Annotated in this window: 7 protein-coding genes; 2 read left to right on the top strand and 5 right to left on the bottom strand. The window is 64.2% G+C overall.

The window, feature by feature from the left end:
* Positions 1-94 precede the first annotated feature (94 nt).
* From PSV38_RS05275 to PSV38_RS05260, 4 genes are all read right to left on the bottom strand, one after another.
* Positions 95-1,216, bottom strand: coding sequence for an efflux RND transporter periplasmic adaptor subunit (locus PSV38_RS05275; protein WP_300545628.1), 1,122 nt, complete (start codon positions 1,214-1,216; stop codon positions 95-97).
* Positions 1,217-1,480: 264 nt separating this feature from the next.
* On the bottom strand, positions 1,481-3,487 hold the full coding sequence (locus PSV38_RS05270) for a DEAD/DEAH box helicase (RefSeq protein ID WP_300545626.1): 2,007 nt from the start codon (positions 3,485-3,487) through the stop codon (positions 1,481-1,483).
* A 5-nt stretch (positions 3,488-3,492) separates the two neighbouring features.
* The gene (locus PSV38_RS05265; RefSeq protein WP_300545624.1) at positions 3,493-5,661 is read right to left on the bottom strand and encodes a PqqD family peptide modification chaperone; all 2,169 of its coding nucleotides are present in this window, start codon (positions 5,659-5,661) and stop codon (positions 3,493-3,495) included.
* A 9-nt stretch (positions 5,662-5,670) separates the two neighbouring features.
* Complete coding sequence (locus PSV38_RS05260) at positions 5,671-7,125, bottom strand: HlyD family efflux transporter periplasmic adaptor subunit (RefSeq protein WP_300545621.1); 1,455 nt, start codon at positions 7,123-7,125, stop codon at positions 5,671-5,673.
* Between the two features lie 176 nt (positions 7,126-7,301).
* On the opposite strand from PSV38_RS05260, the gene PSV38_RS05255 reads away from it, so the two are divergent.
* Positions 7,302-8,018, top strand: coding sequence for a response regulator transcription factor (locus PSV38_RS05255; RefSeq protein WP_300545619.1), 717 nt, complete (start codon positions 7,302-7,304; stop codon positions 8,016-8,018).
* Between the two features lie 3 nt (positions 8,019-8,021).
* Positions 8,022-9,851 carry an ATP-binding protein gene (locus PSV38_RS05250; RefSeq protein WP_300545615.1) on the top strand — a complete coding sequence of 610 codons (1,830 nt, stop codon included), beginning with the start codon at positions 8,022-8,024 and terminating at the stop codon, positions 9,849-9,851.
* 581 nt (positions 9,852-10,432) lie between these two features.
* On the opposite strand, the gene PSV38_RS05245 is transcribed toward PSV38_RS05250, so the two are convergent.
* Entirely contained in the window at positions 10,433-11,386 is a 954-nt protein-coding gene (locus PSV38_RS05245) for a nitronate monooxygenase family protein (protein WP_300545613.1), read from the bottom strand.
* Positions 11,387-11,420 lie beyond the last annotated feature (34 nt).

Below are 11,420 nucleotides of genomic sequence, written 5' to 3'. Positions count from 1 at the left end.
CGCGGAGAAAAGGAGCCTGGACTCCAGCTCTTCAACCAGAAAAGACACTCCGCGGCCACGGCGTTGGGGTGGGACCTGCCGCATGGCCATTCCTTCAGCGCATCGCAATCATCCGAGGGACCACGAACGATGACATGGACTGCACCTTGGTTTTACCTGGCGCCGCCAATGACGTGCTGATGCTCAACCGAGATTGACGCATCAGCAGATAACTTTTGACCGCCGCCCGACCACCGGCTGGCTGGTTCTGTGCAAAAACGCGGCTGCCCGGCAAAGCGCGTCCGGCATCGGTCACGCTCTTTTTCAGAGCCGACATGTCCAGCGGATCGTTCAACTGATGGGCGCCCGGCACCGGCACGGATTTCTGGCCAACAGGATTCGGCACCGACACGGGTGCCGTCGGCAAAATCGGTGCGGTGTCCTTGGTGGCAGGCTGCGCGACGATGAAATCCACCCGGCACCTCAGTCCGGCCGGAATGCGGTTGTTCGGATTGGGCAGCACCATGCGAACGCGGAAGCTGTTGGAGGCCGGATCAATCACGCGGTCCACCAACACCACCTTCGCATTCAGTGAACCAAAGTTGGGCAGATCGGTTTTGACCAACGCGCCCTGCCCGGCCACGATGGAGCCGAACTGGGCTGCCGGCACGATGGCCTCCACACGCAGAGGATCCACACGCGCCACACGCACCAGGGGCTCGCGCTCAATGCGTTCACCTTCGGTGCGGTAGCGCTCGATCACCACGCCGTCAAAGGGGCTGCGCACGTCGCGCTGGCCCAGTTGCACGGCCGACAGCTGGTATTCACGCAAGGCCACGCGTTGTGCCTCTCGGGCTTGGGCCACACGCTGCTCCGCCACCCGGGCTTCGGCATCGGCCTGGTCCAAGGCCTGGTCCGACACAAAATCCTTCTTGACCAGATCGCGCGTGCGGTCCAGTTTGCGCTGAGCCAGCACATTGGAGGCCACGGCCTGCTTGTATTCGGCATCGGCGGCGGACCTGGTTTGCGCCACGTTCACGGAAGCACGCTCCACTTGCGCAGTCAGGCGGGCCACGATCTGCCCGGCCGTCACGCTGTCACCCCGCTCAACCTTCATTTGTTCTAGCACGCCCACGACCTGGGTCCCGACATCGGCCACCCGGTCTGGCTCGATCAGGCACCCCAGAGACTCTGCATGGCAGCCGACGCCCCACCCGAGGGTGGTGGCTGCCAACATGCTCAACGCTTTGATCTTCAATGCTTGCTCCTGGACCACGAATCTTCGGACTTCCGGCAGTGGTTACTTTTTGAGATATGTCGTCTTTTCGGCCGTACCCCTGGAGGACTTGAGGCACGAAGCCCCGGCCTGAAGAACGAAATGCCAACTAAGTCACCAAAACTGGGGTCCGGCTAAAGCGAGAAGTCCGTCGTTTAACGCCCTTCAAACACCCCCATCATCTCTTTCGGACAATGGATGCGATCCGTGGAATAGGAAAGGTGTTCAGTCCCAATCCTGACGTCCGGCCAGTGCCAACTGGCGGGCCATGAGCCGCTCATTGACCAGCAAGGACCAACGCTGATGGCGGCTGACGCCCTCCTTGCGCTGCTGGGCGCCACGGCACAACCAGACCGCCAGCATCCTTGATCTCAGAATTTGGGTCCCCAACCGCCACACCAGAGCCTGCCACCCCGAGGCCATGGCGGGTCGGACGGCTTCGTCCTCCCAGCTCAGCACACATTCGCAGCTTCCAGGCATGCCCTGGCGCGCCGCGCGTCCGTAAAGCTGCCGATCAATGCGGCGCGAGGGGTTCAAGTTGGTGTTGATCACGTGCAGGCCACCGCGCTGCAGCACCTCGGGGCTCAGGTGGATGTCGGTACCGCGTCCGGCCATGTGGGTGGCCACGGTGATGGCCCCTGGCAAACCGGCGGCGGCGATCACCGCGTGCTCGGCTTCGCCACTGGCCTCGTCCTGCCGGGCATTGAGCAACTGGTGCGCCACGTCGGCCGCCGCAAAGGCGCGCGACAAGGCGTCCGAGTCAGCGACCTTGTCCGTGCCGATGAGCACAGCGCGCCCGGCCTGGGCCTCGGCATGGGCTCGGCGAACCACCTCCTGCCATTTCTCGTCGGCGGTTCCCAGAACATGGGTAGCACGCACTTGGCGACGCGATGGCAGACGCAAGGGCGCCCTCACCACGGGCAATCCGTACACGCTCATCAGCTCGGTCCGGCCTTCGAACACCGTGCCGCTCAGTCCGGTCAGCGCGTGGTAACGCGGAAAAAAGGACTGGTAGGTGGTTTCGGTCAAGGTTTCGTTCTCGGCCTGGGGCGCAAGTCCTTCCTTGATGGCGATCATCTGGTGCAGGCCTCTCGACCACACGCGGCCCACCGCCAGCCGACCGGTGTTGCCATCCACGATGTGGATGCCCTCTTCGCGCACCAGGTAGTCCACATCGCGCTGAAAGCAATGCAAGGCCGACAAGCCCAGGCACACCTGCTCTTCGCGGTAGCGCTTGAGCTTCCAGGGCCCTTCCAGCGACTTGGTCAGCGAGGCCAGCAAGGTGCTACCTTCTTCGGTCAACCGCACCGCGCCCTGGCCGGGCAACACAAAATCTCGTGTCTGCACCAACTGACGCGCCAGGAACAAAGCCAGGCGGTATCGCTGATCCGCCTCGCGCTGGCTGACCTGCTTGGACAGGATCAACGGCGTGCAGGCCTCATCGATCAGGATGCTGTCGGCCTCATCCACGATGGCCATGCACAGGCCACGCAAGACGATGGATGGCGTGTCCAGCGCCGCGCGGGCGGCCCGGTCGCGCAGGTGGTCAAAGGCCACCTCGCGCGCGGTCACGTGCACCACGTTCTGCTGGTAGGCCTTCTGGCGCTCAGGGGGCGTGCTGGCGGCCATCACCCAGGCCACGCTCAGGCCCAGCGATTCGTAAATGGGCTTGAGCTGCGTGGCGTCCCGGCGGGCCAGGTAGTCGTTGGCGGTCATCACGTGCACGGGCACGCCGGCCAGTGCGGCCGTGGCCGCGGTCAGCAACACCGTCAAGGTTTTGCCTTCGCCCGTGGCCATCTCGACCAAGCGGTTGCCCAGCATCCACCAGGCCGCCTGCTTTTGAACATCGTGCAGCGAGAAGCCCAGGTGGCGCTTGACCTGCAGGCTGATCACGGCAAAGGCCTCGGCCACCAGTTCGGGCAAAAAGCCGGACACGCTCAAGCGCACCCGCAGGGTGGCCAGGCGCTCTTCGAACTCGCGCGAGTTCAAGCCACCCCAGGTTTTTTCAGCCCGCTGGATCTGGTTCAGCAGGGTCTTGTCCTGCTTGGGTGAAGGCTTGGCGGGCGCCGCCAGCATCGACTGCGCCCAGGCAACCATCGGGCTGGTCGAGCGCAAGGGCAAATCACGCAAGGGGTAATTGCCGAACACCGGACCGGGACGCGGCACCAAACCGCGGTGCGAGACCTGCTCCGACCAGATGTTGGGGGGCAGCCAATGGGCATCGGTGTCCATGCGGCTCAACCTTTGACGTCTGAAAAATGCTTGAGGAACAACTGGCGGGCGCTTTGGGTGACAGTGGCCAGCAAAGGCTGCGGGGCCAGGTCAATGCGCACACGTGCCAGGCCGCCCGTCCTCGGGATGCGGCCTTCCAGAAGGAGGTCAATCACGAACTGAGGCTCGGTGGGGCGCAGGCCATCGGTGTCGGTGCCATCGGTGGGCACGCGCCCACCTGATCGGTCGCCCAAAGCAGCGCTGGGCAGCTTGTCAGAGGCCGCAGGCACTTCACCAATCATCCTGGCGGGCCAAACCTTGCCGGGCTGCTCATCCAGCACCACCGACAGCGATTTGACCCGGTGGCGCACCGCGTCCACAGAGCGCTCGGGCACCACGGCGCGGATCACACTGGGCTCGTCGGCCAGCACATAGGCCAGCAGCTCGCCGCGGTTAACCTGATGCTGGTCGAGGTCTTCCTGGCGCGACATCACGAACTCGCCACTCACCCCGGCGCGCAACACCTGGCGAGACAAGTCCTTGTCCAACTGGGCCATGGCCGCACGGTCACGCACCAGGGCCTCTTGCGCGTTTTTCATGCGCAGAGGATCGGTCGTGTAGGCACCATACAACTCGTTCTCCAAAGAGTCGATCTGGGCTTGCAGAACCGCCTGACGCGTCAGCAGTTCAGGGTCGTGCACCGACACCACGGGCTGCCCGGCGTCCACACGCTCGCCACTGCGCACCCAGACGGTGTCAACCTGCCCATCGCTGGCAGCACGAACCTGGGCGCGATCTGGCAACCACACCAACCCCTCGACCACCATGCTGGAAGGCATGGGCACCAAAGCCGCCACCGCCAACAAGGCCGACACCACGAAGCCCGCACCCACCATGGCGCGCCCGCGCACCCGGTCAAACCCAGGCGATTGCATGAGCTGGTCCACCCAGCCGCGTGCTGGCGTCAGCACCTGGGTCCACAAAGCCCACACCAAAATACCCATGCCCAGCCAGGAGGACTTTTCCGAAGCCCACATGACCATGAGCGCGGTCACGCCAATGCGGTACAGCCAAGACAGCGGGGCATACCACCACAAGGCCCAACGCTCCAGCCGATCGGCGCCGTGGATCACCTGGTTTTCCAGCGGCGCATCCATCCGCAAAATGCGCATGGCCGAACCGCGCAACAGCTGGGCAAAGGCTCGGGCGCTTCGGTTGCTCAGGTTGGGCAGGTCCAGGGCATCGCAAGCCACGAAATAGCCGTCGAACTTCATCAACGGGTTGCCATTGAACATCAAGGTGGACAGGCCGCCAATGGTCATCGTGGTGAACGCCACCTGGCGCACCCAGCCGTCTTCAACCAGCAGCCAGATGCCCAGGGCCATCGAGGCCAGCGCCAGTTCCACCGCGATGCCCGCCGCACTGATCTGCACACGGTGCCACCGGTTGACCAGGCGATTGGAGGCGCTGGCATCCACATAGGGCATCGGCACGAACAGGAAGAAGTTCACGCCCACCTCGGGCACTTCACAACCGTGCTTGCGCAGGGCCATGGCATGCCCCATCTCGTGCAGCCCTTTCAGGATGGGGTAGATGACCCAGGCCATGGCCAGAAAGGCCGGGCTCATGAAATTGAGTTGGGCGTAAGGCAGGATGTCCTTGAGGTTCAGCACCGCCGCCACGCAGGCCAGCGAGACCAGCAGGAACCACAGCACGGCCACCCAGGGCCTGAAAAGCACGCGCACCACGGGCTGCAGCCGCTCTAGCAAGGACGACGGATTGAACAGCCCCAGGCGGAACGACAGCGGGTTGAGCCGACTGCGCTGTTCACGCTGGGAGCGTTGCTCATCAGCAGCCAGCATCTGGCGCACATCTGGCGTCACTTCGGCCTGCACCAATCCGGCGTCGGTCAACTGGCCGAGGATTCGGATCACGTCGTGCTGAGACGGCGCGTCGTCACCGAGGTGGGTCAGTAAAACCTGCCAGATTTCATCCACCGTGAAGCGCCCATCCAGGCGCCCCACCAGTTCATAGGCTTGCGCGTTGACCCGGTGAAAGCGGCCCGTGGCCTGGTTGTGCAGCACATACCAGGCTTGCCCGCGCGTGGTTTGCATGCGCACGTGCACGTGCTGCCTCAGCCGGGGGTGCAGGCCGGAGATTCGGTACCAGTAAGGGGACAGTAGAGTGTCTTGCATGGCCCGGGCTTAAAACCAGGTCCAGACAAACATGCGCAACCGTTGCCAGCTGTACACCGCCGCACGCCACAGCAAGGGCCGCGCCGGCATCTCGATGCGCGCCACGCCTTGCAGGCCTGGGCGCAAACCCGTGGCACCAGCGCCCGCGCCATTGGGCCGAGCCTCGATTTCGTACATCACGCCACCGGGCGTGGTCTTAGCCACCGGCGTCACACGCTCCAACAGCAAACCAATGACCTGGTCGGGCAAGGCGGCCAGACGCAAACCGGCCACCTGGCCGCGTTGCAGGCTGGCAATGTCGGATTCATCCACCTCCAGCACCACCCGCCAATCCAGGCCAGGGGCCAAGGTCAGCAAAGTTTCGCCACGCTTGAGCGGCGCCCCCAGTTGCTGGCGCAAATCGCCCTGGATCACGACGCCATCGAAAGGCGCCACCACCTTCAGGCGCGACAACTGATGATCCACCAACGACAACTGGGCCTTGGATTCGGCCAATTTGTTCTGGGCCGTCATGGCCTGGGCACGGTCGCCACGGGCAAAGGCTTCGGAAAACTCGTTCTCGTGCTGCGCCACTTCCGCCATGCGGCCTCGGCGAGCCCCCTGCAAATCGTCGTCGGACAGTTGCGCCAACACCTGGCCGGCCTTGACCACATCACCAGGCCGCACCATGACTTCGCGCAAGAAGCCATCCTGCGGCGCACTCATGACGCGCTGCACGGCCCCTTCCAGGCGGGCATTGGCGGTGACCTGGTGGGGCATCGGCACCAAAGCGCCGATCACGAACAGCCCGGCCAGCCCGCCCAAGCCCCAGCGCAAGCCGCGCTCTGCCGGATCGGCCAGGCGTTGGCGGAAGTCGTACCACTGCGCCCGGCAGCGGTCCAGCCAAGGTCGGTCAATTTGATAGCGCAGGAGCAGCATTGGCGCGGCCACCTCGGCCAGCGACTCAAGCCATTGAACCTGCTCGGCCAGAAATGTGCCGGTCGAAGACGCATCGGTCGAATTGGGGCGAAGTGGATCGACCTGAAGAGCACGCTCGCACACCAACACCCCGACCGCCTGCCCATGACGCGCCAGCGGCACCGATACCAACCCGCTCAAGCCCTGCGTCTTGAACAAGGCCTGGTGGGCCAAGGTGATGCGCTCGTTCATCGCCCGCGTGGGCGGCCAAACCAGGGTGACATGCTGGTGAGCCGCCTCCAGCATCGCCTGGTGCAGCTCAGGAATGGCCACGCCCTCTTCCAGAACCACCCCGTCGGACAAGGCCACCACCTTCAGGTTATTGCGCGTGATCCACCCCAGGGACACCCGGGACGCGCCCAACAAGCGGCAAATCTGGGTCACCAACGCCGTGCTGCCGGTGGCCCAATCGTCTTCGATCAGGGTGGCGCGCACACAGGTCAGCACATCCGGCATGCCCAACTGGACAATCGGTTCAGCAGGCAGTAGTGCCTGTGGATCCAGCATGGTGGGAGCCCATGCCGATCCGTCACGTGCTTTGACAGAAGAAACCATCGATACCCGAGAACGCCTTGTCGTGTTATCGACCGGTTGCCCAGAGGATTGAGCCCGGCTTGCCCCTATGATTCAGGAAATTCAAAAAGCCAAATCCTGAAATAGCGGATGAATCCAAGGAGTTATTCATGAAGGTCCTGCTGATTGACGACCACCCGCTGATCCTGGCCGCCCTGCAATCGGTCATCCAGGGCCTGGGGGACAACGTCACCGTGTCCACCGCCTCCAACGGCCAAACCGCCCGTGACGCCCTGCGCGCGGACGACAATTTCGACCTGGTGCTGCTGGATCTGCACCTGGGCGAGGACGACGGCTTTGATTTGCTGGCCGAATTGCGCACGGCCTACCCCGCCCTGCCCGTGGTCGTGATCTCGGCCTCGGACCGAACCAGTGACGTCATCCGGGCCATCGACATGGGCGCCATGGGCTTCGTGCCCAAGCGCGCGACCAACGAAACCCTGATTGATGCGCTGCAGCAAGTCATGAAGGGCGGCGTCTACGTGCCGCCCATGAGCATGGGTTCCGACTTCAACCCGGGCAAAGCGCCCGCCCCGATGCCCAACATCCAGCAAGAAGCGGTGCAAGCCGGCTTCCAGAGCGTGCCCTCGCTGATACAGCTGGGCCTGACACCCCGCCAGTCCGACGTGCTGGCGCTGCTGCTCAAGGGACAGCCCAACAAGCTGATCGCCCGCGAACTGGGCTTGTCGGTCGAAACCGTCAAGGACCACGTTGCCGCCGTGCTGCGCGCGCTGGGCGTCAGCTCGCGCACCCAGGCCGTGATCGCCGTCAGCCAGATGCTGCAAAAACAAAGCGGATTCTCGGCCTGGCGCCCCAATGCCCGGTAAATCATGAGCCCCGCGCCACCTGCCCTGGTGACCAGCGCTCCGGCCGTGCCGGACGTTCCCGCGCGCCCCAGGTCCGCCCTGGTGCCGGATACCGTCCGGTCTGTTTACAGCCAAACCGGGTCCGGCCTGTTTGGGCACATCCTGGGCATGGCCGTCACCACCGCGATCTACTGGCCTCACGCGCCGCGCCAGCTTCTGCTGGGCTGGGCCACCGCCTTCTTGCTGATCTGGCTGGCCCGCATCGTCGGCATGTACAGCTTCGAGCGTGCCGTGCGGCGCAACCAGGTCGACCACGAACGCTGGTTACTGCTGTGGGCCCTGGGCGCCGGCTTCAATGCCGCCACCTGGTGTGTGGCGGCCGTGCTCTTTTATGACTACGGTGGATCGTTCGAGCGCACGGCGCTCATGCTCATCATTTACTCATTCGCCATTGGCTCCGTGCCCTTCATGGCGATGCAGACCAAGCTGTTCCTGACGTGCATGACCATGTACTTCGGGACCATGATCCTGCGCACTGCCCTCCATGGCCAACCGCACGACCTGCAATTGGCCGGGATCTGGTTCCTGCTAGGCGTGTGCACCATGTCGGTGGCCTGGGCGTTCCGCAATGTGTTCGCCGAGATGGTCAAACACAAGCTGCAGACGCAGGACCTGGCCATCAAGCTGCGCGGTGAAACGGCCGCCGCCGAAAGCGCGCAGCGTCTGGCAGAGACCGCCAACCGCGCCAAAACCCAATTCTTTGCCGCTGCCAGCCACGACCTGCGGCAGCCCTTGCATGCCATGGGCCTGTTCGCCGAGGCCTTGCGTCAGCGCAACAAAGACGAAGAAGTGGTGCACTTGGTCAACAGCATCAACAGCTCGGTCGATGCCCTGGAGGGCCTGTTCAGCGAGTTGCTGGACATCACCAAGATCGACACAGGCGCCGTCGACATCGAGCCAGAACACTTCTCGATGCAGGAGCTGTTCAACCGCATCCGCCTGCACTTCGAGCCCACCGCCTTTGAAAAAGGCCTGATGCTGAGCTTTCGGGGTGAGCAACACCACGCCCTGGCCGACCCGGTCCTGGTCGAGCGCATCCTGCGCAACTTGGTCTCGAACGCCATCCGCTACACCGAAGACGGCGGCGTGCTGGTGACCTGCCGCGTGCGGGGCGAGCAACTGTGCCTGCAGGTCTGGGACTCGGGCATCGGCATCGCCGAGAAAGAACAGGTCCGCATCTTTGACGAGTTCTACCAAACCCACAGCGGCCGCCCGCTGGAGCCGCATCACCGCAAAGGATTGGGCCTGGGCCTGTCCATCGTCAAGCGCCTGGCCGACCTGATGGCCGCACCGCTGACCCTGCGCTCGCGCGTGGGCCACGGCACCGTGTTCACCTTGATGCTGCCGATTGGCCGCGCACCGCGCATGCAGCGCAGCAGCATCCCCAGCAAGCCCGCCTTGGGTGTCACGCTGGACCGCCGCCACATTGTGGTCGTGGAGGATGAACTGGCGGTGCTGGAAGGCCTGCAGGTGCTGCTCAAAGGCTGGGGCGCCACGGTGAGCGCTTTCGACACCGTCGCCGGGGTCGAAGCCTGGGCGCAGACCACCGAGGCCAAGCCGGATTTGCTGATCGTGGATTACCGCTTGCCTGAGCAACTGACCGGCGTGGACGCGATCAAGGCCATGCGGGCGCGCTTCGGGCCCGAGCTGCCGGCCATCATGGTGACGGGCAGCACGATGACTGGGCACGAGGCGGATGCCGCGCAGTACAACTTCCACTTGCTGGTCAAGCCGGTGGTGCCGACCAAGCTGAGGGCAATGATTGCTTTCAAGCTGGGGTTGCGGACGGGCTAGTTTTTGGCTTTATACCGGCAGCGCGGGGCTGGGGTTAGGGCTGGGGAGGCATCCGTCAGGGCTTCGGGTGGGTGGTCCCGCTGCGCGGGACTGCCTTCGAATGCTCGGGCCGAGGTGGGGCCGTGGAACTCACTGCGCGGATTTATCCGCTTCGTTCAAACAACCACGGCCGGTCAGATGTTGATGCGTGCTGCGCACGCCCACCTCGGCACTCCGCTTCTCAGCACCCACCCAGGCGCCCTGCCGGATGCCGCCCCAGCCCCTTTGCGCCCCGCTGGTGGCAGGGCACGGTCGCATTGTGTGTATCGCCGCACCATGATGGCAATGCAGCAGACCTCGTGCCACGCCACCAGCGAGGTGATCAGGGATGAGGCGGTGGCGGGCAGGGCGACTTCTGGGGCGTCGAGGAGCACAGCCCGGGGCGGACAAGGATCGTCCGCTGTCTGAGCCCTGCAAGGGCGAGTTTCGGACGATCCCCGCCCTGGGCAAGCACCGCAGAGCAGTCCGCCGCAACGCGGTGGACCGCCCCAGCAGGAACCCTGCCCGCCACCGCCTCATCCCCACGTCGCGCTCCTACACGATCACACCAACTTCTGCCGAGCCTCTTTGTACTCCGACTTCAGCCGCGCCACCAACTCACGCACCGGCACCACCTTCTTGATCGCGCCAATCCCCTGCCCGCAACCCCAAATGTCCTTCCAAACCTTGCCACTGCTGGCATTGCTGTCAAAGTTCATCTGACTCGGATCACCATTGCCCAGGGCGTCCGGATCCATGCCCGCGTTCACGATGGACGGCTTGAGGTAGTTGCCATGCACCCCCGTGAATTTGCTGGAGTAGAGGATGTCGTCGCTGTTGCTGTCGACCACCATCTGCTTGTAGGCATCAACCGCACGCGCTTCATCGGTCGCGATGAAGGCCGATCCCACATACGCAAAGTCCGCCCCCATGGCCTGCGCAGCCAGCACCGCACCGCCGGTAGCAATGGCCCCCGACAGCGCAATCGGGCCATCGAACCACTCGCGGATCTCGGCAATCAGGGCGAACGGGCTGATGGTGCCCGCGTGGCCACCGGCACCCGTCGCCACGGCGATCAGGCCATCGGCGCCCTTTTCGATCGCCTTCTTGGCGAACTTGTTGTTGATGATGTCGTGCAGCACGATGCCGCCATAACTGTGCACCGCGTCGTTCACGTCGGTGCGCGCGCCCAGCGATGTGATGACGATCGGCACTTTGTATTTCACGCACAGGGCCAGGTCATGCTCCAGGCGGTCATTGCTCTTGTGCACGATCTGGTTGATGGCAAACGGCGCTGCGGGCTTGTCGGGGTTGGCGGCGTTGTAAGCCGCCAGGGCCTCGGTGATCTCGACCAGCCACTCTTCCAGTTGAGCAGCGGGGCGGGCATTGAGCGCGGGCATCGAGCCCACCACCCCGGCCTTGCACTGCGCAATGACCAGGGCGGGGGTGCTCAAGATGAACATCGGCGAAGCGATGACGGGAAAGGGAATGCTTTTCAGAATCGCGGGCAAAGCCATGTGAACTCCTAAGGGCCAAAGAAAAAGGATGCCC

The sequence above is a fragment of the Aquabacterium sp. genome, from assembly GCF_029946005.1.
GTDB lineage: Bacteria > Pseudomonadota > Gammaproteobacteria > Burkholderiales > Burkholderiaceae_C > Aquabacterium.
Note: the sequence above shows the minus strand (reverse complement) of the source record. Positions and strands in the feature narration are given on the sequence as shown.

Bases quoted from the DNA above. Each gene is read 5' to 3' on its own strand.
- PSV38_RS05275 (WP_300545628.1), bottom strand. From the start codon at position 1,216: ATGTTGGCAGCCACCACCCTCGGGTGGGGCGTCGGCTGCCATGCAGAG.
- PSV38_RS05270 (WP_300545626.1), bottom strand. From the start codon at position 3,487: ATGGACACCGATGCCCATTGGCTGCCCCCCAACATCTGGTCGGAGCAG.
- PSV38_RS05265 (WP_300545624.1), bottom strand. From the start codon at position 5,661: ATGCAAGACACTCTACTGTCCCCTTACTGGTACCGAATCTCCGGCCTG.
- PSV38_RS05260 (WP_300545621.1), bottom strand. From the start codon at position 7,125: ATGCTGGATCCACAGGCACTACTGCCTGCTGAACCGATTGTCCAGTTG.
- PSV38_RS05255 (WP_300545619.1), top strand. From the start codon at position 7,302: ATGAAGGTCCTGCTGATTGACGACCACCCGCTGATCCTGGCCGCCCTG.
- PSV38_RS05250 (WP_300545615.1), top strand. From the start codon at position 8,022: ATGAGCCCCGCGCCACCTGCCCTGGTGACCAGCGCTCCGGCCGTGCCG.
- PSV38_RS05245 (WP_300545613.1), bottom strand. From the start codon at position 11,386: ATGGCTTTGCCCGCGATTCTGAAAAGCATTCCCTTTCCCGTCATCGCT.